This is a genomic window from Parafrankia sp. EAN1pec (assembly GCF_000018005.1).
Classification (GTDB): Bacteria; Actinomycetota; Actinomycetes; order Frankiales; family Frankiaceae; genus Parafrankia; species Parafrankia soli.
The window spans coordinates 8,735,565-8,759,425 of the sequence record NC_009921.1; the positions used below are offsets into that span (position 1 = coordinate 8,735,565).

General features: G+C 71.2%; 21 protein-coding genes and 1 pseudogene. 12 read left to right on the forward strand and 10 right to left on the reverse strand.

The window, feature by feature from the left end; genetic code table 11:
• Window positions 1–7: 7 nt before the first annotated feature.
• Window positions 8–1,063: a zinc-binding dehydrogenase gene (locus FRANEAN1_RS35720; protein WP_020464538.1), complete on the reverse strand. Its 1,056-nt coding sequence runs from the start codon at window positions 1,061–1,063 to the stop codon at window positions 8–10.
• Between the two features lie 162 nt (window positions 1,064–1,225).
• Between FRANEAN1_RS35720 and FRANEAN1_RS35725 the strand changes: the two genes are divergently transcribed.
• The gene (locus tag FRANEAN1_RS35725) at window positions 1,226–1,909 is read left to right on the forward strand and encodes a TetR/AcrR family transcriptional regulator (protein WP_083788441.1); all 684 of its coding nucleotides are present in this window, start codon (window positions 1,226–1,228) and stop codon (window positions 1,907–1,909) included.
• 2 nt (window positions 1,910–1,911) lie between these two features.
• Window positions 1,912–2,361: a nuclear transport factor 2 family protein gene (locus tag FRANEAN1_RS35730; protein WP_041255160.1), complete on the forward strand. Its 450-nt coding sequence runs from the start codon at window positions 1,912–1,914 to the stop codon at window positions 2,359–2,361.
• Window positions 2,362–2,411: 50 nt separating this feature from the next.
• Here FRANEAN1_RS35730 and FRANEAN1_RS35735 read toward each other — a convergent pair whose 3' ends face one another.
• The 3 genes from FRANEAN1_RS35735 to FRANEAN1_RS35745 form a co-directional block, all read right to left on the reverse strand.
• A complete protein-coding gene (locus tag FRANEAN1_RS35735; protein WP_020464539.1) occupies window positions 2,412–4,583 on the reverse strand; it encodes an MMPL family transporter in 2,172 nt (723 codons plus the stop codon).
• A gap of 210 nt (window positions 4,584–4,793) precedes the next feature.
• Window positions 4,794–5,414 (reverse strand): transposase, encoded by a 621-nt coding sequence (locus FRANEAN1_RS35740; protein WP_012157514.1) that lies wholly within the window; start codon window positions 5,412–5,414, stop codon window positions 4,794–4,796.
• On the reverse strand, window positions 5,339–5,935 hold the full coding sequence (locus tag FRANEAN1_RS35745; RefSeq protein WP_347176705.1) for a winged helix-turn-helix domain-containing protein: 597 nt from the start codon (window positions 5,933–5,935) through the stop codon (window positions 5,339–5,341). Before FRANEAN1_RS35745 ends, FRANEAN1_RS35740 begins: the two co-directional genes overlap by 76 nt.
• A gap of 93 nt (window positions 5,936–6,028) precedes the next feature.
• On the opposite strand from FRANEAN1_RS35745, the gene FRANEAN1_RS35750 reads away from it, so the two are divergent.
• Both FRANEAN1_RS35750 and FRANEAN1_RS35755 read left to right on the forward strand, forming a co-directional pair.
• Entirely contained in the window at window positions 6,029–7,243 is a 1,215-nt protein-coding gene (locus FRANEAN1_RS35750; RefSeq protein ID WP_347176899.1) for a sensor histidine kinase, read from the forward strand.
• Window positions 7,240–7,917: a response regulator gene (locus FRANEAN1_RS35755; RefSeq protein ID WP_018503940.1), complete on the forward strand. Its 678-nt coding sequence runs from the start codon at window positions 7,240–7,242 to the stop codon at window positions 7,915–7,917. The genes FRANEAN1_RS35750 and FRANEAN1_RS35755 overlap by 4 nt, the downstream gene beginning before the upstream one ends.
• Before the next feature lie 59 nt (window positions 7,918–7,976).
• Here the strand turns inward: FRANEAN1_RS35755 and FRANEAN1_RS35760 are convergent, their stop codons facing one another.
• The gene (locus tag FRANEAN1_RS35760; protein WP_020464541.1) at window positions 7,977–8,546 is read right to left on the reverse strand and encodes a hypothetical protein; all 570 of its coding nucleotides are present in this window, start codon (window positions 8,544–8,546) and stop codon (window positions 7,977–7,979) included.
• 283 nt (window positions 8,547–8,829) lie between these two features.
• Between FRANEAN1_RS35760 and FRANEAN1_RS35765 the strand changes: the two genes are divergently transcribed.
• The 3 genes from FRANEAN1_RS35765 to FRANEAN1_RS35775 all read left to right on the forward strand — a co-directional run bounded on the left by FRANEAN1_RS35765 (window position 8,830) and on the right by FRANEAN1_RS35775 (window position 11,246).
• Window positions 8,830–9,678, forward strand: coding sequence for a class I SAM-dependent methyltransferase (locus tag FRANEAN1_RS35765; RefSeq protein ID WP_041255161.1), 849 nt, complete (start codon window positions 8,830–8,832; stop codon window positions 9,676–9,678).
• Between the two features lie 71 nt (window positions 9,679–9,749).
• Window positions 9,750–10,739 carry a hypothetical protein gene (locus tag FRANEAN1_RS35770; RefSeq protein ID WP_020464543.1) on the forward strand — a complete coding sequence of 330 codons (990 nt, stop codon included), beginning with the start codon at window positions 9,750–9,752 and terminating at the stop codon, window positions 10,737–10,739.
• 288 nt (window positions 10,740–11,027) lie between these two features.
• Entirely contained in the window at window positions 11,028–11,246 is a 219-nt protein-coding gene (locus FRANEAN1_RS35775) for a cold shock domain-containing protein (RefSeq protein WP_020464544.1), read from the forward strand.
• Window positions 11,247–11,287: 41 nt separating this feature from the next.
• On the opposite strand, the gene hrpB is transcribed toward FRANEAN1_RS35775, so the two are convergent.
• Window positions 11,288–13,945, reverse strand: coding sequence for an ATP-dependent helicase HrpB (gene hrpB, locus FRANEAN1_RS35780; protein ID WP_020464545.1), 2,658 nt, complete (start codon window positions 13,943–13,945; stop codon window positions 11,288–11,290).
• Window positions 13,946–14,475: 530 nt separating this feature from the next.
• Here hrpB and FRANEAN1_RS35785 point away from each other — a divergent pair.
• Window positions 14,476–14,820, forward strand: a complete 345-nt coding sequence (locus tag FRANEAN1_RS35785; protein ID WP_157472925.1) for a hypothetical protein — start codon at window positions 14,476–14,478, stop codon at window positions 14,818–14,820.
• A gap of 47 nt (window positions 14,821–14,867) precedes the next feature.
• Here FRANEAN1_RS35785 and FRANEAN1_RS37710 read toward each other — a convergent pair whose 3' ends face one another.
• Window positions 14,868–15,317, reverse strand: a complete 450-nt coding sequence (locus FRANEAN1_RS37710; protein ID WP_020464547.1) for a BBE domain-containing protein — start codon at window positions 15,315–15,317, stop codon at window positions 14,868–14,870.
• 16 nt (window positions 15,318–15,333) lie between these two features.
• A complete protein-coding gene (locus FRANEAN1_RS37715; RefSeq protein ID WP_020464548.1) occupies window positions 15,334–15,951 on the reverse strand; it encodes an LLM class flavin-dependent oxidoreductase in 618 nt (205 codons plus the stop codon).
• A gap of 173 nt (window positions 15,952–16,124) precedes the next feature.
• Between FRANEAN1_RS37715 and FRANEAN1_RS35795 the strand changes: the two genes are divergently transcribed.
• The 4 genes and pseudogenes from FRANEAN1_RS35795 to FRANEAN1_RS35810 all read left to right on the forward strand — a co-directional run bounded on the left by FRANEAN1_RS35795 (window position 16,125) and on the right by FRANEAN1_RS35810 (window position 21,511).
• Window positions 16,125–16,847, forward strand: a complete 723-nt coding sequence (locus tag FRANEAN1_RS35795; protein WP_020464549.1) for a hypothetical protein — start codon at window positions 16,125–16,127, stop codon at window positions 16,845–16,847.
• A gap of 17 nt (window positions 16,848–16,864) precedes the next feature.
• Window positions 16,865–17,074: pseudogene (locus FRANEAN1_RS35800) on the forward strand (helix-turn-helix transcriptional regulator); the annotation flags it as partial.
• Window positions 17,075–17,756: 682 nt separating this feature from the next.
• Entirely contained in the window at window positions 17,757–19,778 is a 2,022-nt protein-coding gene (locus tag FRANEAN1_RS35805; protein WP_041255165.1) for a hypothetical protein, read from the forward strand.
• A complete protein-coding gene (locus tag FRANEAN1_RS35810; protein ID WP_020464552.1) occupies window positions 19,769–21,511 on the forward strand; it encodes a DUF4407 domain-containing protein in 1,743 nt (580 codons plus the stop codon). Before FRANEAN1_RS35805 ends, FRANEAN1_RS35810 begins: the two co-directional genes overlap by 10 nt.
• Window positions 21,512–21,527: 16 nt before the next feature.
• Here FRANEAN1_RS35810 and FRANEAN1_RS35815 read toward each other — a convergent pair whose 3' ends face one another.
• Both FRANEAN1_RS35815 and FRANEAN1_RS35820 read right to left on the reverse strand, forming a co-directional pair.
• Entirely contained in the window at window positions 21,528–22,661 is a 1,134-nt protein-coding gene (locus tag FRANEAN1_RS35815) for a serine/threonine protein kinase (protein ID WP_020464553.1), read from the reverse strand.
• Entirely contained in the window at window positions 22,658–23,857 is a 1,200-nt protein-coding gene (locus FRANEAN1_RS35820) for a protein phosphatase 2C domain-containing protein (protein WP_041255168.1), read from the reverse strand. Before FRANEAN1_RS35820 ends, FRANEAN1_RS35815 begins: the two co-directional genes overlap by 4 nt.
• Between the last annotated feature and the right edge of the window lie 4 nt (window positions 23,858–23,861).

Genomic DNA, 23,861 nt, shown 5'->3' on the forward strand with positions numbered 1-23,861 from the left:
ACCCGGTTCAGGGCACGACGACGATGCGGACGGGTCCGTTGGCGTCGCGGGAGGCGTTGAGCGCCTCGGCGACGTCGTCGAGCCCGACGGTTCGGCCGAGCATCGGTGTGACGTCGAGGTCGCCCGAGCCGACCGCCGCGAATGCCTCGTCCCAGTGCTGCATCGACGGGCCGCCCCCGAACTGGATGTTGATGCCTTTCCGCTTGGCGGTGAGGGTGTGCAGGTGATCGCCTTCCGGCGGACCTCCCACCGAGAAGATCCGGGTGTTGCGCTCGCAGCCCTTGATGATCGAATCCAGGACACCGGGAATACCGACGCACTCGAACACGACGCATCCCGGCAGGCCGGCGACCGCCATCAGTTCCCTCATCGCCTCGGGCGACCCGTAGGCCACGTCACGCCAGGCCTGGTACGGGGACACCGCGGCGGGGTCGATGACCACGTCCGCTCCCATGGCCAGCGCGGTCTCGCGACGCGAGGCGACGAAGTCCACCGCCAGGATCGGCCCGACCCCCAGCCGCTTCAGCTGCGCGATCACGGACAGAGCGATCGCCCCGCAGCCGATGACCAGCGGCACCTCCTTCGCCGTCACCTGCGCTCGGGAGGCGGCCGACAAGCCGACCGAGACCGCGTCCGCGATGCACACGATCTCGTTCGGGAGCTCGGAGACCGCGACCCGGGTCATGGCCTCGTCGAGCAGGAGATACTCACCGAACCCGCCGGGCGACTCCGGATTCTGCCCGATGATCTTCCGCCCGGTGGCCGTGGACAGCACCGGCAGCGAGCTCACCCGGGCGCCCACGGGGATCCGCCGCTCGGTGCCGGGGCCGTAGTCGACGACCTCGGCGCAGTACTCGTGACCCATGACGATGTCGACATCACGGTCGTAGGTCGACATCCCGCTGTCATCGTCGACGCCCGCTTCCAGATGATCCATGAAGTGGATGTCCGACGCGCAGATCCCACACGCGAGCGACCGCACCAGCAGCTGGCCCGGCCCCGGCACCGGGTCGTCGATGACCCGGGCCTCGACGACTCCCTCCCGCAGCACAGCGGCTCTCATCGGCGCTCCCTCGTCAGCGATCAGGACGTGCTCCCGTCACGGGACTGTAGCGACACCAAACCAGTTATAGAAGACATCGTCCTGAAATTTTTCGGGAGACACTGTCCTGGAAGTTGGAGGAAGCGGTGCCGGCTGGAACGCTCGGACCATACGATCGCGGGCATGGCAGAGCCTGCTCGCCGCCCCGGACGCCCACGCGACACGAGCATCGACGAGCGCGCGCTGACGGCAACCCGCGAGCTCCTCGTGGAACGCGGCTTCGACGCGACCACGATCCAGGCCGTCGCGGCACACTCCGGCGTGCACGCCTCGGCCATCTACCGCCGCTGGGGGTCACGGATCGAGCTGATCGAAGAAGCGACCTTCCCCGGACTCAGCCCGCCGAGCGTGCAGCCGACCGGAGACCTCCGCCGAGACATCCGCCGGTTCGTCCACGCCTACCTGGCAGCTTTCAGCGCCCCCGCGTCCCGCGCGGCCGCAGCCGGTCTCCTCGCCCACCACCAGGCGTCCAGCCGGCCCCGCCCGCCGGATCTCTACCTACGGGTCTCCGCGCGGCCACAGTTCCAGGACATCCTCCGCGCCGCACCGCCCGGCAGCATCGACCCGGACATCGACCCCGACGACGTCTTCGACATGCTGCTCGGCGCCATCCTGGCCCGCACCCTCCTGTCCGCGGTCACGGCACGGAACCGTCCCGTGGAACGCACCGTCGAAATGATCATCAGATTGCTGCAGCCCCGACCCGGCCACGCCGCCGACCAGGCCAGCCCGAGTACCCGGATGCAGACCAGCCACGGCGCCGTCGGCCGGGGACAGCCTGCCGCTCCGGGAAAGACAGGAAGGTAGCCGTGTCCAACGTCCGAGAAGACCACGCGCAGATCAGCGACGTGGTCGTCCGCTACGCCACAGGAATCGACCAACGAGACTGGGAACTGTTACGAACCTGCTGGACGCCCGACGTCGAGGCCGACTACGGCTCCTTCGGACAGTTCACCGGCGCTGACGCGCTCACCGAGGTCATGGCACGGACCCACGAGAACATGGGTCCGACGTTCCACCGCATATCGAACATCGCCATCAGGATCGACGGGGACCGGGCGGCTGTCCGGTCCTACGTCCACGGCGTCCTCCTGGTAACTCCCGACGATCCAGCGAACTGGGTCGACGTGATCGGTAGCTACGAGGACATCTTCATCCGAACCACGGAGGGCTGGCGCATCAGCCGGCGTGTCGCCCGCACCGCCCGGACGCTGACCGCCAGCACCACCCCTCCGAACTCACAGCCTGTTTCGAAATGATCTTCGGAGCGTGCGCAGGCAGACGGGCTCAGCAGGGTTCGATGCCGCAGTCAGCCGCGCTTCACCAGGTCGGCGGGCACGGCGGGCACGGGTTCACATTGCCGTAGAAGATCGGCATCGCCTGAGCCCACCCGGGGCAGCCGGCGGTCGAGCCAGCGGGGTAGCCACCAGTTCGCCCGGCCCAGCAGCGCCATCGTGGCGGGAACCAGCACCATGCGGACGATCGTCGCGTCGAGCACAATCGCCGCCGCCAGCCCGAGACCCATCATTCTGACCAGCGGAGAGGGGTTGGCGACGAAGCTGAGGAACACTACCGTCATGATCAGTGCCGCGGAAGTGATCACGCGACCTGTTCCCGCCATGCCGCGGGCCACCGATTCGGCGTTGTCCCCAGTGGCGTCGTACTCCTCACGGATCCGCGAGAGCAGGAACACCTCGTAGTCGATGGACAGGCCGAAGAGGACCGCAAAGAAGATCGTCGGCAGCGGCGACGCGATCAGGTACGTCCCCTCCAGGCGGAACAAACTCCCGAGCCACCCCCACTGGAACACGGCAACGACGACGCCGTACGCGCCGCCGATCGACAACAGGTTCAGCAGGGCGGCCTTCAACGGCAGCACGACAGACCGGAACACCACCATCAGCAGCAGGAACGACGCGGCCAGGATGGCGGCGATGAAGATCGGCAGGGTGTCGGCGAGCTGCCTGGTGAGATCGTCGGTCAGCGCGGTCGTCCCTGACACCGCGACGTTGCCGGGGACGAGGTCACGGATGCGCGCGAGGGTCTCCGACGTCGCGGTGTCCGCGGGGGCCGTGGTGGGGAGAGCGTGCAGCACAGCCGTGTCCCCGGCGGGAGAGATCTGTGGGTCGCCGACCGTGGCGATGCCGGTGTCCGCGGCGACGTGCCAGGCCAGCGCGCGGATGGTGTCGAGGTCCGCGCCCGGCCGGCGCAGGTCGGCGACGAGCAGCAGGGGGGCGTTCACCCCTGGGCCGAATCCCTCCGCCAGCAGGTCGTAGGCGCGGCGGTGCGTGGTGCTGGTCGAGTCGTCGCCGGCGTCCGGGAAGCCCGTCCGCATCCACAGCGCCGGCGCGGCCAGCACGAGCAGCGCCGCCGCGGCGACGAGCAGGTACGGCCACGGCCGGCCGGAGACGCGGTGGGCGAGGCGCCACCAGGCCGTGTCCCGGGGATGCCGGGCGGCGCGCCTGCGCCCCAGGACCCGCCCCGCGTCGATGCGGCCGCCGAGCAGCGTGAGCAGCGCCGGCAGAAGTGTCAGGGCGCTCGCCACGGCGAACAGCACTACCAGAGACGTACTGAGACCGATCGAGGCCAGGAAGCCCAGGCCGGTCAGCACGAGGGCGAGCATCGCGACGACGACGGTGCCCCCGGCGAGCAGGACCGCGGTGCCCGACGATCCCATCGCGTTCGAGAGTGCGGTGGGATCGTCCTGGCCGGCCGCGCGGTTCTCGCGGTAGCGGGCCACGACGAACATGGCGTAGTCGATGCCCACGCCCAGACCGATCATCGCCCCGATCGTGGGGGCCGCCGAGGACACGTCCATGGCGTTGGCCAGCAGCACGACGCCACCCACCCCGGCGGCGACGGTCACCAGGGCGAGCACGATCGGGACGAGTGCGGCCACGATCGTGCCGAACGCGACGACCAGCACGACCAGCGCCGCCAGCAGGCCCACCATTTCCGTGCCCGAAGTCGCCGCCTCGGCGTTGATGAACGCGGCGTCGCCGCCGAGCTCCGCCACGAGACCGGCGTCCCGCGCCGGCCGCAGCTGGTCGGTGATCGCGGCGAGGGCCTCCGGGCCGACCTCCGTCGCCGGCACGTCGAAGGTGATCTCGGCGAAGCCGATGCGTCCCCCGGGCGACACGGTGCCGGCGGTGAACGGATCGGTCACGGTGGCGACGTGCTCCACGCCCTCGATGCGGGCGACCGCCACGGAGACGGCGTCGCGGTGACGCTCGAGTCGCTGTCCTTCCGCCACGGCGAACACCGCCAGGGCGCTGCCGCCGGCCGCCTCGGGAAAACGTTCCTCGAGCAGCTCCATCGCGTTCTCGCTCTGGCTGCCCGGAGCTACAAGGTCGTCGGCGAAAGGGCCGCCGACCGTACCGGCCAGAGCCAGCAGAAGAGCGGCGACGACCCCCCAGACGGCGATCGTGAGCTTTGGCCGGCGCGCGGCCGCGTCCCCGACGCGGCGGGTGAACTGTTTCATGGCTGGTTCTCCTGAAAGCGGCGTCGCGTTCCGTTCCTGCGCCACTCCACTGTGCTTGTCGGCGTCCCGGGTCGTCGCCCGCCCGCGGAGGGGTTCGGTGCCCCGCCGGAAGGCGGGTCGCACGGCGCGGATTCGGGGTTCCTCTCCGCCTCACGGGGGAGGCCGCATTACGCCTGGAGGCTGGCGACTACTGATGATTAATGTGCGAGGTTATTTTGATCGGAGATTTTCCCAGGCCAGTCCGGTTTCGGCAAGGAACCCGACGAGAAGCTCGGGCCGGTACTGCATACGTTTCAGTCCATGCTTGAACGCCTGAAATACCTCGTCGATACCACGGGCAGCCAGATGCACCAGGGTTGTGCGTTTCAGATACGACCAGGCACCCTCCGTGGGATTCAGATCGGGCGCATAGGCCGGCAGCCACACAACACTGATCCAGCCGGTGTGCGCGGCCAGAAACGCGGCCATCTGCGCCTGGAGGTGGATGTTCAACCGGTCCCACACCACCACCAGCCGACCCCCGGGAAGCTGCACGTGCGCGGCCAGCAGAAGATCCCGACAGTCCGCCCAGCACAGCCCCTTGCGCTCACCCGAACGGCCGTGACTGACCCGGACCCGGTAGACCAGCCGGGCCCGCTGCCCGGGTTTGTAGCAGACCATCCCGACCACACTCACCCGCCCGGCCCCACCCCGCCCCGGCACCCGCACCACCGGGGTCACCCCGCGGCGCGCCCACGTCCGTCCACGTGGCGGCCTCAGGCCCTGCCCTGTCTCGTCGAGGAAACAGACCCAGGCACCCCGGGCCGCCGCGGTGGTTTTACCGCCGGCCATCCCCGGTCCTTCCACTCCTCGACCACAGTGTCATCACGTTCGACCGCGCGCCGCACCGGCAGCTGGCACGACCAGCCGTTGCGGTCCAGCAGCATCCACACCCCCGGCACGGTGTAGGTGATCCCGAACTCCCGCCTGATCACCTGCGCGACCCGGGCCAGGGTCCACCGCTGATCGGTCCAGCCATACACCCCCGGCCCCCGACGCAAGATCGCCTCCAACCGGGCCAGATCCCGATCATCCAACCGGCACGAGGACACCGGACCGGTCGACCGCAACGCCGCCGCACCCCCCGATTCCCATGCCCGATACCAGCAGCCCGCTGTTTTCGGGGTCACCTTGAATTCCCGCGCCACCTCCGTCCGTGTCGCTCCCGCAGCGAACCTGTCCGCCGCGGCCAACCGAACCCGCTCCCGTTCCACCTGCCCGGCGGGCGTCAACCCGCCACCCGTCGCATACCTCATGCCGATAGATGTACCCACACACCACAAGCCATCACCAGCAGCATTAACCCCGTGCATTAACCATCAGTACTCTTCCGGCCTCGCCTACCGTGAGGCGGTGCCCATTGCGAAACCGCGGCCGCCAGCCGTGAACCGCGCTGAGAAGTGACGGTGAACCGCACGGCGTCGCCCTTCCGGACGCCACCAGAGAACGCTCCGGGGCGGTTTCGGGGTCCTTTCGCCCGCTGGCCGCGCGCCGCGGACGCCGCCCTCGCCCTCGCGTCCTTCGTCATGACGGTGTTCGTGGTGGACGGGCCCGGCGACACGCTGTTGTTTCGTTCGATCGGTGACGCCCCGTTCCTCGTCCTCGTGGGCTGCGCCGTGGCCAATCCGGCGCTGTACTGGCGCAGACGAGCGCCCCTGCTCGTGCTGGGCGTGGCGCTGACCGCCTGGGCCGTGCTGCTCGGCGGCGGTACCACCCATCTCGGCTGGCCCACGATCATCGGCCTGTACGCGGTGGGCCGTTACGCCACCGTGGACTGGCGGGGACCCGCGGGAGCCGCCGCCGCAACCGCGCTGGCCAGCGTCGACGGTCTCGACGATCCGGGCCCCTGGTGGCAGGTGCCCGTCTTCGGCAGCCTCGTGATGTTCGGGGCCTGGTATGTCGGACGCCGTGTGCAACTCCGCGCGGACCGTGCCGCGCAGCTCCGGCGGGAACGGGCCGCCGAGACCCGCCGGATCGTCACCGACGAGCGGACCCGTATCGCACGGGAGCTGCACGATGTCGTCGCCCACCGGGTGAGCCTCATGACGGTGCAGGCCAGCGGGGCCAGAGCCGTCGCCGCCGAGGACCTGGCGGCCGCCCTGCGGGCGATGGAGGCGGTGGAGGAGGCGGGGCGCCAAGCGCTTGAGGAGCTGCGCCATCTGCTCGGCGTTCTACGACCGGAGACCAGCCCCGACGATCTCGGGCCCCAGCCCAGCCTCGCGGAACTGCCCCGGCTCATCGAGCAGATCCGCCGGGCGGGCGTGGACGTGACGCTGGCCACGGACGGACTGCCAGCCGGGCTTCCGGCCCGCCTGGACCTGTTCGCCTACCGCATCATCCAGGAGGCGCTCACCAATGTGCTCAAGCACGCCGGCCCCGGCGCACCCGCCACGGTCAGCCTGGTCACCGAACAGAACGGCCTCGTCATCGAGGTCCGTGACGACGGGCGCGGCGCCACCGCGCTCGAGCCGGGTGCCGTCCGCGAGGGCCCGGGCGGCCACGGCATCATCGGCATGCGGGAGCGAGCGCTGCTGCTGGGCGGGAGCCTCGACGCGGGACCGTGCGCGGGCGGCGGGTTCCGGGTGGTCGCCCGCCTGCCGATCGGAGGGAGTCCCGCATGAGCATCCGCGTCCTCATCGTCGACGACCAGGCGCTGGTCCGCGGAGGCCTGGCCATGGTCCTGCGGGTACACGGCGACATCGAGGTTGTGGCCGAGGCCGGGACCGGGCTCGAGGCGATCGAGGCGGCGCGACAGCATCGTCCCGATGTGATCCTCATGGACATCCGGATGCCGGCGATGGACGGACTCGAAGCGACCTCAAGAATCCTCGCCGAGGCCGACTGGGACGTGCGGGTGCTCATCCTGACCACGTTCGATCCGGACGAGTACGTCTACCAGGCACTACGCGCCGGCGCCAGCGCCTTCGTGCTCAAGGACATCCCCGCCGACCAGCTCGCCGGCGCCGTCCGCACGGTGGCAGACGGCGGCGCGCTGCTGGCACCGTCGATCACCCGGCGTCTCATCGGGCGGTTCACCGAGCGCCGGGCTGTCGGCTCCGCCCCCTCCCGCCGTGTGGAGCGCCTCACCGACCGGGAGCGTGATGTGGTGGTCGCCGTCGCCCGGGGGTCCAGCAACTCGGAGATCGCCCAGGAACTCTTCATCGGACCCGCGACCGTCAAGTCGCACGTGTCGAGCATCCTCACCAAGCTCGGATTGCGCGACCGTACCCAGGTTGTGGTCTTCGCGTACGAAAGTGGACTGGTCGAAGCCGGCGACCATGACATCGGCCGATGAGTCCGGACCGACGGTAGCTCGCGCAGCTCGAGCTGCCGGTCGTCGGCGGAGCGCCGCGGTCAAAGATGCTGAACATAGCGAAAGCCACTTTTGTCTTTTCCTTCACGCAGCCCCATCACGGCCAGCGACTGACTGCGTGGCGACCGTTCGAGCCAGCACGTCAGCCGGTCTGCCTCGGCTTCCGACGGCGGAGCGTGCCTCGCCGTGCCGACGAAGAGCGGGAGCTTGGCCGCGGCTGCGCGGACCTCCTCCTCCGCATCCAGGTCGAGAAGTCCTGCGCTGTGCCACAACATCGCCAGCGCTACCAGCTCGTCCCGGTAGTCGAGGCTGTTGCGGCTGGCCACGCCGATCGCGACCAGGCCGGCACGGAGCAGCTCCGGGTCACGCCGCCGGACCGCGAACGTGGCCGCGCGCCGCGCGAAGAGCCACAGCGCCTCCCATCCCACCCTTGGCGTCAGGGCACCAATCAGTTCAGGGAACCGATCAGACGCCTCAACCTCACGCAGCAACGCGACAATCTCGTCGTCGATGGGATGCGGAGAAAGCAATTTTCCGTAGTCGCCGTAGTCCTTCGGCGTCTCGGTGAGGCATCGAATATTCAGGGGTGGCGGCGCCGAGCCGGTACTCACCTCAGCAGTGTCCCAGACGGCTGGCCGCAACGAGAGCATTCTCGATGTTGGCTGTCACCGTCTCACATCATGCTGACAGGTAGGGGCCTCCAGCATGCCAGCCCGACGTCGGCGACCACGCCCTCGAGGCCAGGGATCTCCCGATCCCCCCCACACCGCTCTGTTCGATTATGGCTGGCGCCAGCTCACCGACGACACCCTGGCGTGGCTGGCCCGCCAAGGCCACTGAGACTCGTTCCACGTTCGACAGGCCGCGGAGCGTGCCTCGCCTATTCTGTGGCTCATGACGCAGGAGTTCGATGCCGAGGTCCGGCGGATGATGCGGGCGAACGAGGCGAACTGGGACGCCCGCACCCCGGTGCACGTGGCGAGCGCGTTCTACGGCCTCGACGGTAGCAGGAAACCATTCGACTGGTTTGCGCCGTTCGAATGGGAGGACCTCGGCGACCTGGCGGGCCGGGACGTCGTCCATCTGCAGTGTCATCTCGGCACGGAAACCATTGCGTTCGCACGCCGAGGCGCCCGCGCGGTGGGACTGGATTTTTCCGGAGAATCCGTCGCACGGGCGCGGGAGATCGCGTCGCGGGCCGGCGCCGACCTACGGTACGTGCGGTCTGACGTATACGACGCGGCGGGCGTGCTGGGCCAAGGTTGTTTCGATGTCGTCTACACCGGCAAGGGTGCGCTGTGTTATCTACCCGATCTGCCCCGGTGGGCCGCCGAGGTCGCGTGTCTGCTGCGTCCCGGTGGCCGGCTATATCTGGTGGAGTTTCATCCGCTGTTCAATGCGCTGGGTCCCAAGCCCCCGCCGGGCGTCGGCGAGGAACTGCTGCTGCGCCATGACTACCTGGCGGGCCGGGGCCCGATCGAGCGCGACGCGACCTACACATACACCGACGGCCCCGCGCTGGGGAGCGCGACGGTCGCCTATGAATGGACGCACGGTCTCGGCGAGGTGATCGACGCGCTGGTCGGGGCGGACCTGACCGTGACCGGGCTGAGGGAGACCGACGCGCTGCCGTGGCCACGGTGGAAACGTATGGTCCGCGGGGAGGACGGCTGGTGGCGGCTACCGGAGACGGATCCACGTGTGCCGCTGCTGTACGCACTGAAGGCCATCAGGAAGGCGTGACAGCGGACTGCGGGTTCATCCCTTCCTGAGGGGAACCGGACCGGGGCCCGCTGCGTCCAAGGGCCATGGCGATGATGATGCTCCGCGGCGCCCGCCTGGTGGCCGCCGGCGTACCCCTGGTTCTCACGGCCGCGGCCTGTGCCGGAGCCGCCGCCGACGTGCGGGACAGCGTCGTCGGCGGCAGCGCTGCCGCCGGTGACAGCCCCGGCACCGGTGCCCGCGCCGACACCGCCGCGCTGCGAGTGGACTGGGTCGGTGGTTTCGTGACACCGGAGATGCTGGCCACCCGGCTGCCGATAGTGGCCGTCTACCCCGACGGCCGGGTGATGAGCGAGGTCCCGCGGGCCGCCGTTCATCCGGGGCCAGCGCTGTCCTACATCCAGCTGCGGCGGATCTCGGCCGCCGACGTGCGGAAGCTCGTCGACCGCGCGGCCGCGGCCGGCGTCGGCGCCGAACAGGACTTCGGCCAGCCACCGGTCGCGGATGCACCGTCGACCCGATTCACCCTCCGAACCGCGGCCGGCGTCGAGACGATGCAGGTGGAAGCGCTGTTCGAGGCGGACGGCCACGGGCTGACAGCGCAGCAGCAGTCCGCGCGGCGGGCAGCCCAGGAGCTGTTCACAGCACTCACCGACCTGCCCGCCACGCTGGGCCCAGGTGCGGTCAGCGAGCCCGAGCCGTACATTCCGGCTGCGGTGGCCGCGATCGCCTCCCCCTGGGTCGGAGACTGTTCCTCGCCCTCCGACGCGGCCGTTCCGTCCGGCAGCGACCTTCCGTCCGGCGGCACCGCTCCGTCCGGCACCGACGTTCCGTGCGGCGGCGGTACCGCGGGTACGGAGCGCGTGTGGCCCGGGCCGGCGCTGCCGGGCGAGCCGGTCGGCGGAGGTGTCGATCTGAGCTGCGTGACAGCCAGCGGTGAGGACGCCACGAAACTGCTGGCGGCAGCGCGTACGGCTGTGACCACCACGCGGTGGGCGTCCGACGGCAGGCAGTGGAGGGTCAGCTTCCGCCCGCTGCTGCCAGGCGAGTCCGGATGCGCGGACCTGCGTGCGACCGATTGATCGACCCCCACCCGACGGTCCGGACGGGATCGCCCAGGCGGAGACAAGGCGGTTCTACTCCATCTTCGATGGAGGACCGAGGGGTGGCGGCACGCTCCTTGCCGTACAACCATGTTCATGGTCGACGGCGGGGAAGCGGGTTGGCGGCGCACCAGACGCTGGATGTGGCTCCTCGCGGGAGTTGCCGCCGCCTCCGCGGTTTTCGGGGCCGTCCGGAGCGGCGTGCTGGAACGACCTGTCCCGCGAAACTCGATCGCCGCGCCGGCGCGAACAGGTCATCCTGGCTCAATGACCAAGGGCACCGTGAAGTTCTACAACGCCGAACGGGGGTGGGGAGCGATCTCCTCCCCCGACCTGCCGCCTGGGTTCGACGCGTGGGTTGGCTTCAGCATGATCGAAATGGACGGGTACCGCTTCCTGGAGGCCGGCGACCGCGTCGAGTTCGACTACGAACAGGTCCGACAGGACAGCTTCCGCTACCGCGCGACCCGCGTCCGCAAGCTCTGACAGGTGCCCCCACCTGCGCCGATGCTGTTCACGGGCTGGTCTCACCGGCGGGTGCGGGGGGCGACGCGGCGGGTCGGCGGGGCGGTGGTCGGGTCGTCCGGCCAGGGGTGGCGGGGGTAGCGGCCGCGCAGCTCCGAGCGGACCTGCGGGTAGCCCGTGCGCCAGAACGACACCAGGTCGCTCGTCACCGCCACCGGGCGTCCCGCCGGGGACAGCAGGTGGAGCACCAGTGGCGCGTGGCCGTCGGCGACGACGGGTACCCGCTCCCACCCGAACACCTCAGCGATCTTCACGGCCAGCACGGGGCCGGCCGCGCCGCTGGTGCCGCTGTAGTCGAGGCGCACCCGGGAGCCGCTCGGCACCGCCACCCGTTCGGGCGCCAGCTCGTCCAGCCGGGCGGCCTGTGGCCAGGGCAGTAGCCGGCGCAGCGCGCGGCCGGCGTCGATGCGCTCGAGGTCGGCGCGGCGCCGCACGCCGTCGAGGTCCGGACCGAGCCAGTCGGGGGCGGAGTCCAGCAGGGCGGCGTCGGTGACGTCGGGCCAGGGGGCGCCGAGCACCCGGTGGCAGAACGCAAGCCTGTCCCGCAGCGCGAGCGTGTCGGCGCTCCAGCGCAGCACGGGGAGACCCGCGTCACGCAGCCCGTCGAGCACCGCGGCCCGCAGCAGGTACGGGTCGGGCCTGGTCACCGGGCGTTCGGCGAGGATGATCGCGCCGAGGCGCTCGAGCCGGCGGGCGACGATGTCGCCGCCGGACCAGGCGACCTCGTCCTCGGTGCGCAGCAGCGCCGCGCCCGCCTCCCGCGCGGTCGCCGCGTCGAGGGTGACGGCCAGGCGCACGCGGGCGGATATCCGGCCGGGCCCGCGGTCGGCGACCGCGATGGCGAGCCATTCCGCCCCGGTCAGCGCCGAGCCCGCGGTGAGCTCGGCGCCGGTTCCGCCGGCCATCAGATAGCTCGCCCCGCCGGGGTCGCGGGCCCGCGCGAGCCGTTCGGGGAAGGCGAGGCCGACCACCAGCCCCGCCGCGAGATCGTCGGTCATCCCGCCCGTTCCCCCGGCCGCGGGCCCGGCAGGCCCAGCCGGCCCGGCGGGTGTGGCGTCCGCGGCCGAGCGCAGCCGACGGGCCTCCTCCCGCCAGCGGGCGGACGCGGCCCGGTCGGTGTCGTTGCGCAGGCGGCGCCACGCGGCGACGAGGTCGTCGGAGGGGCCGCCCACCGGGCCGTCCCCGGAGAGCATCGCCACGACCTCCGCGGCCCGCCGCGCGCCGACGGCCCGGGTGCCGTCGAGCAGTGCCCGCGCGAGCCGCGGATGGGCCCCGACCTGGGCGATCGAACGTCCTCGCGGGGTGACCCGGCCGGTCTCGTCGACAGCGCCGAGGGCCCGCAGCGAGGCCCCCGCGGCCTCCATCGCGCCGACGGGAGGGTCGCTGAGCAGCGGAAGGCCCACGCCGCCGGGATGGCCCCAGACCGCCAGCTCCAGCGCGAAGCCGGTCAGGTCGGCGACGCCGATCTCCGGTTCCGGCTGGGCGGGCAGCCGATCGTGCTCGGCGGCGGACCAGCAGCGGTACACCCGGCCTGGCGCCTCCCGGCCGGCCCGGCCCGCGCGCTGCCCGGCGGACGACCGTGACACCCGCACGGTGACCAGCGAGCCCAGCCCGCGGGCGTGGTCCATCCGCGGGGAGCGAGCCAGGCCGGCGTCGACGACCACCCGCACGCCGGGCACGGTGAGGCTGCTCTCCGCGACCGCGGTCGCCAGGACGACCCGGCGACGCGTGCCGGCGCGCAGCACCGCGTCCTGCGCCCCGCCGGCCTGGCGGCCGTGCAGGGTGAGCACGTCGACCGTGTCCCGGTGCCCGGCGAGCCGGCCGGCGACGGCGGCGATCTCACCGGCCCCGGGCAGGAAGACGAGCACATCCCCGGACGTCTCCCGCAGCGCGCGCCCGACGGTCGCGGCGACGTGGTCAAGCAGCCGCGGGTCGACCCGCAGGCCGTGCGCCGGGGCGATCACCCCTGGTGGGGGCGCCCAGACGACCTCGACGTCGAACATCGAGGCGTCCGTCCCGACGACCGGCGCGGGCTGGCCGGGCGCGCCGAGCATCGCGGCCAGCCGCCGGGTGTCGGCTGTCGCGGAGGCGGCGAGTAGGAGCAGGTCGGGGCGCAGCGCCGCGCGGACGTCGAGCAGGAACGCGAGCGCCAGGTCCGCGTCGAGGTGCCGCTCGTGGCACTCGTCGAGGATGACCGCGTCGGTACCGGGTAGCTCGGGGTCGCGTTGCAGCCGCCGGACGAGCACTCCTGTCGTGACCACCTCGACCCTGGTGGACGGCCCGACCCTGCGCTCGCCGCGGATCGTGTAGCCGACCGCTCCACCCACCTCGCCACCGCCCACACCGCCTCGACCCACAGCATCAGCGCGAGCCCCGGCACCACCCGCCACACCACCGCCGGCGAGGGTGGCCATCCGCCGTGCCGCAGCGCGGACGGCGATCCGCCGCGGCTCGACGACCAGTACCCGACCCGGGACGTGGTCGGCGAGCGCGAGCGGGACAAGCGTCGTCTTGCCCGTGCCGGGCGGGGCCACCAGCACCGCGGCCCCGCCGACGGAGCGCGGCCCGTGCTCGTCACCACCGGTCAGCGCGGCGACGAGCGCCGGCAGAGCGGACCGGACAGGCAGGTCCGCCCCGGCGACCGTGAGGTCGGGCAACATGCGCCCAGTGTCCTCGGATCAACGCGGCTGAGGGCGGCGCGGCCCCGGGCTGTGGATGACCGCGTGGCGGAAGACCAGGCTGTGGAGAAACAGGCCACCGAAGCACGGGCCGCGGCAGACCGGGCGGCAAGCGGGCGGTGGTCGGGCGGTGCCCGCACCGAGGTGCCATCCGTTTCGGTTCTGGGGCCATCCAGCATCTTTCGCGGGGCGGGCGGGTCGGTCAGGCTTGGTGGCATCCCCGTCGGGTGATCGTCGTCGTTCGCCGCCCGGGGCGCCGCCCGGAACAGCCCCGAGGGCGTCACCCACCCGGATCCGGTTCAACGGCGAACGACCGAACCACGCAGTGAAGGGGAACGATGACCGACCTCACTCCAGTTGACCGCGAAACATGGCTCAGCGAGGAGGAACGGCTTTCACCTCGATACCGGATCGATATGCCGGTCCTTCCCTATCAGCGTCGCGCGAGTGAAGGTCCGGACTGTATCGAGGTTTCCCGGGATTCACCGCTCGACCTCCGGCAGGCCGCCGAGATGTTCGGAAACGCGGCCAAGCGGGAATGCGGCTACGATTTTCCGCTCGCCCGGGCGTTGAACTTCGGGGAGCAGCGGGTATGGCTGCTCCCCGCCCCGCGGGTGAACGCGGTCAGCTTCGTGGCCGCCGGCGCCGTCGCTTTCAAGCTCATGGACGGGGTGTGGGAGCTCAGGTGGATGTACGTCCACCCGTTCGAGCGGGGAAAGCAGGTGATCGACTTCTACTGGCCGAGATTCGTGGCGCTGTACGGCGACTTCACCGTTCAGCCGCCGGTCACGGCCACTGCCCAGGCGGTGCTGAACCGCCTGGGCTGGACCGCGCACGGCCCCCGATCCGCGGCATAGACCGGCCGACGGCCTCCCGACCGCGTCCCAGCGGCGGGCCGGCGGCGTCAGCTCGCGGGTGGCACCGGGTGGTTGGCCCGGATCACGTCGGCGGGGTCGTAGGCTGCCTTGATCCGGGTCAGCCGACGATGGACGTCCACGCCGAACAGCGCCTGCCCCGACTTGGGACGCTCGGCGAAGTTCAGGTAGCACCCGCCCGTCGACCATGGTGCGAGCGAACACTGGACGACGTCGACCGCGGCCGTCACCGCGCGGGTCGCCTCCTCGGTCGGGGTCATGCCGGCGGCGAACACCGCGAACGCCGCGTCGATCCCGTCGACGGCCCCGCCCGCCATCGCGCCGGGGCGCAGCGCGCCGCCGAGGTGGCGCAGCTCGAGCGACAGCAGGGCCGGCCCGTGCGTGCGGGAGACGTCCACGAACACGTCGACGGCCTGTTCGGGCAGCTCGCCGAGCAGCATCCCGTCGCCGTGCGCGGGGACGGGGCCGGGCGGGTCCATGTGCAGCAGCCCGAGCTCACCGACCGGTGTGGGTTGGAAACGTGTCCAGCTCGGGCTCGAGGGCGCGCAGCGGGGCGAGCAGCGCGTCGGCCTGCCCCACCGAGAGCTGGCAGGCGGCCTCGACGACGACGTACGAGCGGCCGGACAGATGCGGTGGCAGCTCCGGTAGCGGCGGGAAGAACAGCACTCCCGCGTACACCTGCGTGATCGGGTACAGCCGGAACTCCAGAGCGGTGACGACGCCGAAGCTGCCGCCCCCGCCGCGCAGCGCCCAGAACAGGTCGGGGTCGTGGTCGGGGCCGGCGGCGGTGAACTCCTCGACGCGGCGGGCGACGGCGTCCTCGTCGGTGGCGGCGGTGCCGGCGATCCAGCCGAGCTGCCGGTCCAGGCGGGCGCCCCGGCTGCGGAACGGGATCTCGCAGGCGGCGAAGTCGTCCTCGCGCACGCCGACGCCGAGGGTGAGCCGCCCGCCGCTGGCCCGGTCGATGCTCGCGGCCTGCTTGGCGAGCAGCGCCGTCCGGTGCTGCGGGGCGATGAGGACGTTGGTGACGAGCTCGGCGCGGTGCGCCCAGGTCGTCACCGCGTCTCCCGGTGCGCCGGGAACGGCATTGGGCAGGGCGATTCCGAGCTTCATGATGTGCTCCCGAACTGGGGTTCGCTGTCATCGAGAAGCCTGCCGCCGTTCGCCGAACGGACCCATCCCGCGAATCGCGGGACCACAGATGGGGGGTGTCGCCCCGCGTCCGCTGACCGCACACTTGCCACGCGGACGCATCCGGGTGATGCGCATGGCCGACGGGGAAAGCAGTGCGCGGGTCGACGTCGACAGTCGAGAGCCAGCTGTCATCACTGGCGGATGTCTGCACGAAAGCCGAGACCAGCGAGGAGCTGTTCGAGCAGATCTCGAACCGGCTGCGTCGGCTGGTGCCCTTCGACGGGGCGGGCTGGTTCGCCACCGACCCGGCGACCGTTCTGGCCACCAGCCCGGTACGGGTGGAGAACATCGAGACCAGCCGCTGCGAGTCGTACTGGGAACGCGAGTTCCTCGTCGAGGACGTGCTTCTCTTCCGCGACCTGGTCCGGTCCGAATCGGGTGTCGCGACGCTTTACACGGCGACGGACGACCAGCCCGCCCGCAGCGCCCGCTACCGGGAGTTCATCGCCCCGCAGGGCTACGGTGACGAGCTGCGCGCCGCGTTCCGGTTGGGTGGAAGCACCTGGGGCGTCGTCGACCTGTACCGGGACCGGGCCCGGGGCTCGTTCACCCCGGCCGAGGTCGGGCTCGTCCGCGCGCTCCTGCCGGTGATCGCGACCACGCTGCGTACCTTCACCACCGCCGCGCCCCGGCGCCCCGGCAGCCCGCGGACGTCGACGTCGGCGTCGGCGTCGGCGTCGGCGTCGGCGCGGCCAGCGGTCCGGGCACCGCGCTGTTCGACGCTTCAGGGGCGCTGCTCTCGCTCGGCGAGAACGCCGAACGGCTGTTCACCGAGCTCGCCGGCTCCTCCTGGGCGGCGCCCTCGGTGTCGATGACACCGGTGCTCGCCGTGGTGGCCCGGGCGGTCGCCCGGGGCCTGTCGAACCAGGAGATCGCCGGCGAGTTGTTCCTGTCGCCGCACACCGTGCGGGACCATCTCAAGGCGGTCTTCGCCAAGGTCGGCGTCGGCAGCCGCGGTGAGCTCGTCGCGAAGCTGTTCGCCGAGCACTACGGACCAGCCCTGTACGACCCGACAGCCACCGTCACGCACGTGCAGTACTGACCCACGAACGATCCAAAAAATCCGGGCGATCCGGACAACTCGCGTACGCCGCGCGGCCAGCCTGGTTCGCGGTGTCGAAAACGTGGGACGGCCGGCATCTCACGGATGATCCGTGGCACCGCTCGTGCCTCCGTGTGACCTCCTGAGTGTCGTCCCGTGCGAATTGTTGGGCCGGTCACGCCGCCGACAAGCTCGTGACCTGCGGTTTCGATGGGAAGCCCGACGGCAGACGAACCAGTGAACGACCGGGTACGATGCAGTGTATGTGTCGGGGGAATATTCGCTGGATTAATCCGCCAGGCCCGGGGGCCCACAGCTGGATATGGAACCAGCTCGCACAGGTCCCGCGTGGGCCACGAACTCCGTAGCGCTCCAGCGGTACAGAGCCCGCTTTGATCGACGCGCCCAGGGCGGCGGAGCGACCCACGGGCCACGACTCCATTATCGGCGTCGTGGTTACGGCGTTCAGCATGGAATGGAACGCCTCTCGGCGCGCTCCAGGCTCATCCAGGTGATTCCGCGAGGCTGCGGCGGCCACCCGTTCACGCCCCCGTAGCGCCTCACTTCCGCACCGGGAACAGGCCTGACCAGACCGTCGGACATCGGGGGAACAACGGTGAGTCAAGCGAGGCAGATTCCGACACGTCAACCGCTCTATGTCGTCTCCGACGGCTCCCGTCGTATGGATTCCGCCCGGCTGACGGCCGCCAATCTGCTGTTGGGCCACCTGGTCGACGGAGTCACGTCAACACCCGAGCTGGCGGCAGCCGTTCCGCTGTGCGTCCAGGAGTTCGACCAGGAATCGACGACGCTGATGCGGCTAGCCCCGTTGGATCCGGCCGTGCCGGTCCGCGAGCTGACGGCCAGCCTCGCGGAGCCATCCCTGACAGCGGCGTTCACCGGGCTGCGGGCGACAGCCACCGGTGACCTCGCCCAGCTGTTGGCCGACGACTTCGAGGTGGGTCAGCCCATCGTGGTCGTCATCACCAGCGGCCACTCCCGCGACACCGAGGCCGACCGGCTGCGGGCCTTCACCGAACTGGTGACGACGAACCTGTGGCCGGACCAGACCGCCGACTGGGAACCGTCGGTGTACCTGTTCGCCCTCGACGCTCCGGACTCGGCGATGCTCGATCGGTTCGCCAGCTCCGGTGCCCGTTGCCGGGTCCGCCCGGTGGCCGTCGGCACCGACCCCGCACCCGATGTCGCCGACGTGATCAGGGATCTGGAGCTGCGTGTCCAGGGCGGGGCGCAGGGGATGAAGGTGGCACGCTGGGTGCTGTCGGTCGCCCAGCTCGGCTCCACCGCGCCGACCGCTCGCGTCGACGGCGTGGAGATTCACGAGATCCCTGAGCTGACTCTGCCATGGGTCACGAAGCCGCTGTGGTACCGCCGCTTCCTCGACATCACGGACGCGGACGCCCATCCGTTCGACCCGCTGGTGGACCTCGTCGCCCTGTCCGACGAACCGCCTCCCCCGGGCTCCCCGGGGCAGCTCGCCGACCAGGCCTGCTGGCCGGTGCGAGTCGTGGTCGCGGACGACTCGCCGACCGCCGTCGTCGGGCTGGTCGCTCCGAGGCCGCCGGAGCGGTTCGTCGACGACGACGGAGCACAGCGCCGGGACCGCACCGCCGCCCAGCTTCACCTGGATGCCGCGGCGCTGCCGCTGGACCCCGGAAAGGTACCGGCCGCCACCGACAGCCTCATCCGGGCCCAGCTGTGCGAGCGGCTGGCCGCCGCCGTCGCCACCGCCCACCACTACGGCGTGCGGCTCGGCCGGCAGACGCTCGAGAGCGCGGTCTACGCCCTCGACCCGGAGCCCGACGTGCTCCTCGTCGACTGCGACACCGCGAAGCTCGATCCGTCCGATCAGGCCAGTCCACAGGAGGACCTGACCTGGCTGGCGCGGTTCGTCGAACGCTGCGTGGACGACCAGCAGCTGCCGCCGGTCGCCCTCGGCGAGGAGGCGCCGCCGGTGGTCCTGGACGCCACCGGCTGGAAGATGATCGCCGACGCGAAGTCCAAGGTGGGACTGGCCGTGCCGTCCGCCAGTCGCTGGCAGCGCTACCTGGCCGACCGGGTGCTGGAGCTGCGTGGGCCGCCCACCGTCACCGCCGTGCGGGTGAGCCCGGTCCTCGTCCCTCGCGGCGAGAAGGTCACGGTCCGCTGGCGAAGTCGGTACGCCGAGTCGATGATCGTGATCAGTCCGGACGGCAAGCAGATCCAGGTGCCGGCGAAGCAGCTCGCGGACGGCGCCGCGCGCATGACCGTGACCGCCGCCGGGCCGGTCCGGTTCCGGGCGGTCAACCAGGTCGGCACGACCGAGCTGGCCAGCGACTGGATTCACGTCTTCGACCTCCCGACGGGCGCGGATGTCGACTATCCGAAGATCTCGAACCTGCCGGCGATCTGGCTCGACGGCATGATCATGAACACCTGGGCCTTCGACGACACGAATTTGGCCGCGATGCTGCCGGCGATACCCGGCGGTGCCGGTAACAGCGAGGGCAGGGGGCGCGCCGGCCACGTCGGCCCCGTAGGCCGGTCGGGTCGGGTCGGCCGGGCCGGCGGGCGTGGCGGCGACCCCGCGGCCTCGGTGCCGGGGCGCGCCGAGTTCCCGATCGACCCGACGACCTGGTTCGCCAACCCGCCGGAGATTCCCCGACGCGGCCGCGCGAGGAGATGGAAACTGCCATGGACGTGAGACCCAGGCTGGCCTCCGTGGCCGGCGCCCAGCCCCAGACACTGGCGAAGTCGCCGGGGGATCTGATCCGCTACGCGGCCCTGGGCGGTGTCATCATCTCGACCGCGCTGGTGGCCGCCGCCTCCGCCGCGCTCGCCGTGCACATGACCATGCACATGCCCGTCTTCTGGGCGATCGTGGTGGGCGCGTGCTGGGGACTCATCATCTACAACCTGGACCGGCTGCTCGTCGTCCAGATGGTCCGGCAGGACCGCAAACTGCTGGTGCTGGCGACCGCGCTACCCAGGGTCGGGCTCGCGCTCGTGCTCGGCACGGTCATCTCCACACCGATGGTGCTGCAGATCTTCGCTCCGGAGATCCGGACCGAACTGGAGGTCATCCGCCAGGAGGAGCAGAAGGAGTTCGCCGAGCAGCTCGCCACGAACCCCGACTACGCCTCCATCGATGGCCTGGCCAGGAAGGTCCAGGCAGAAGAGGATCTCATCAATCGCGGTGTTACGGGCGACATCTCGCAGGTGCCCGAGGTCGTCGCGGCCCGGGAGGCGCTCAGGATTGCGCAGACGGCGTTCGAGACGGCGGAACAGGCCGTCGTCTGCGAGAAGGAGGGCACCTGCGGCTCCGGCCGCAGCGGCGCGGGTATCGCCTACCAGGAGAAGGTCGAGATCCGCAACGAGGCCCGGACGGCCCGTGAGCTGGCACGGAACAATCTCACCGCGGCAGAGACCACGGCCCGGGCGACCATCAGATCCTCGGAAAGTACTGCCATCGACACCGCCCGCGAACGACTCAGGACTGACAAGCCCAGGCTCGAGCAGCTGCGGGCGGACCGGGCCGCGGACGCGGCCCGGTACAGAAGCATGAACTCGCGGAACTCGGGTCTGCTCGCACAACTCGAGGCACTGCACAGGATCTCCGGTTCGCACCCGACACTCCTGCTCGCGCACCTGGCGTTGTTCCTGCTCTTCCTGTCGATCGAACTGCTGCCGGTGCTCATGAAGCTGCTGCAGGTGCTGGGCCCGAAAACCCGCTACGAGAAGCTCCTCGAGACCGACGAGCAGGATGCCCTGGCAGCCCGTGCGCGGGAGTCGGCCCACGCCCAGGTTCTGCAGCAGAGCCGGCTGGACATCGCGGAGAAGGCTGAGGCGCACCGCGCCAAGCACGCGATCAAGGCTGCCCGGGCCAACAACCGGCTCATGATCGAGACGCAGCAGCGGGTCATGGACGAGATCCTCGTCGCCTGGCAGGAGTACGCGCTCAGGACGGCCGAAGCCGATCTCGATCAGTGGCGCCGCGACCACCCGCTGCCCGGTGGGCCCACACCGCCGCCAGCCCGGCTCAGCCCGCTGGTCGGCCCGCTCCCCACCGCGCCTGACGACGACCTGGACGACGGCCTGGACGACGAGCCCGACGATTACGTGACGACCGCCCCGATCCCGAGCCTCAGCTCTCCGGTCCGGATCCCCGGCCCGGTTCCCGGTCCCGCGCCGGGTGCCGGGCCGGGACCGGCCACGCCCGGCCCTGATCCCGAGCCGGAACCAGGGCCGGAACCAGGGCCGGGAGCCGGCGTGGCCGCCGGCAGCGGCGACGACACGGTGGTCGGGTTCGACAAAGCCCCGTATCCGGATGCGTATCCGGACACGGACGCGGACACCGTGATCCCGGCCTCGGACGACGACGACCGGGGCACCTGGCGGGTGCCTGGCGGAGCGGGCAGGGGGACGGGCTGGCTGTAGCGGCGCGCTCCCGCGGTCAGCTCCGGTCCGGATCGGCGGAAGCCGACCGGACCCACCCCGTTCCCTCCTTCCACACGAAGCTGCCGATGCGGTGCCCGTCCGGGATACGGGAAGCCTGCGAGACCCGCTGCGTGGCACCGGCCGCCACACGACCCGCGGGCCCGGACGAGGGCCGCTCCCGGCCCTTCCCGTGGCGCAGCACGTCGTACCACTCCCGCATGGACGGGCGCACGGCCGGATCGGCGTCGACGCTGCGTTCCAGCAGTGTCGCCGCCGGCCTGCCGATATGTGTACGCAGGATCTGCGCCGCGGCCGCCGGCTGCCGGTTCCGGGAACGCTGGCGGCCATGGTCCAGAATCCTGATAACCAGCAGGCCGAACTTGTAGACATCGGTCCTGGTGCTCTGCACGGCCCAGGTGTTGCGCAACTGGTCGCTTTCGTGGGGAGACAGCGACGTGTCCTTGTTTCTCGCCGCGGCGACGAGTGCCTCCGGCGGCTCCCAGCCGGGTGTGTGCGGCTGGGAGCTGAAAATCGACCGCGTTCCCCGGACCCGGGCGCTGTCGACATCCACCACCAGAACGGCCGGGCGTACCGAGTCCGGATCGTAGACCACGTTGCGGGCGGAGATGTCGCCCAGGATCACACCTTCCTTGTGCATCATCCCGTATGCCTCCGCGATTCCGAGGATGAGGCGCAGGCGGGTGACGACACCGCTGTCGGGCAGGCCGACACGCCGCATGGTCTCCTCGTCACCGAACAGGGCGTCCACCTCGCGGGGCCTACGGTCGGTCTGGCCGCTGCGGCGCTGGTAGATCTGGAAGAAACGGTCCGGGATGATCGGCATGACGATGCCGGAAACCTCGTCCCCGGCGTCGGTCACCACCATGACCGGCCAGATGATCCGGTCGTCCCAGCTTGTCTGCTGGCGTACGGGCAGCTTCCCCCGGAACCGTACGAGGTTCTCCAGTCCGGAACCGAGCGAGGGCCCGGCGGCTTTCCTGGTCTTCTCCCGGTATTCCTTGTAGACGAACTCCCGGCCCGGATGACCTGGCAGCGTCAGGTCCGGGAGGCGGTGGACCACCGCGGTCCCGCCGGTTCCGAGCTGCTCCAGCCGGCCCAGCGCCGACCGGCTGATCCGGAGCGAGCTCACGGTGCGCCCCATCGCTGACCGGCCCACACGACGACCGCCGTCCGGTCGTCGGCGAAGGTGCGGCGGTAGAAACTGACCCGGGCGGCGAAGTCCGGCAGGGCCGGCGGCGAGCTCCATCCCTCAGCCAGGAAGTCGCTGACGACCCCCGTCGCCGAGCCCAGCGGATCTCCCAGGCCGTCCGTCATCACCACCAGTGCGTCTCCCGCCGACAGGGTCGCGGGGATGACCCGGACTGACGGGGTGTCCGCCGGCAGTGACCGCACCACGCCGGACACGACGCTGGCGCCCTCGTTCTTGACCTCGGTCAGCGCCGTCCACCTGCCCTCCCGCAGCAGAAAGGCCGAGCAGTCGCCGGCGGCGTTGCCGAGCATGACGAGGTGTCGGCCGTAGTCGTCCGGCTCCGTCCCGACGATGAACGCGAGTGCCGTCGTCGACATCACCCCCCGGGCCTCCGCCGCGGTCGGCAGACCGTTCTCCAACGCGGCCAGCCGGTCCAGCTCGTTGCGATGCCGGTACTTTCGCCGCAGCACCGGGTGGGCACGTTCCAGCACCGCCAGGTTGGCCACCTGGACGACTCGGTCCCAGTCCAGCCAGGCCTCCAACGAGGCCTTCCGGTCCGTGACGTCGATGATCGCCTCGGTCATGTGGGCGCAGACGGTCTCCGCGGCCTGGTGCGACAGCGGCGCCTGCGACACGCCGTCGGCGATGCACCCGACCAGCCATCCCCCGTCGGCGCTCGTCCGTACCGTGAAGGCATCCTGGCGGGGCTGGCCACGCTCCTGATGGCTGATACCGCGCACGCTGGCCGCGCGGTAGACCAGCTGGCGCGCCTCCCCCTCGGCTAACGCCGTGTCCTGCGGCGAGCCCTCCCGCGGGGCGACCACCTGCACCAGCGGCTGACGCCCCGCGTCACCGACGATCCACCGCCCGTCGCTGTGCCTTCTCCAGGGACGATCCGCCGTCGACTCCTGAACCGGTTCACGGGTCGCCTCGGCAGCGCCGGCAGCCTCGGCAGCCACCGAGCTCGCCCACCGGTCGTGCCAGAAACCGACGGCCGCGGGGGGCTGACCCGCCGGCTGTTGGACGGGCGGGTCCGCCGGTGGCGCTCCGCCGGTGGCGCCGTACGGGTCGTCCGCCGTTGCCGGGGGCTCAGGCCCCGTCTCCAGACCGGGCGGCGGCTGGCGCGGTTCCGTCATGTTG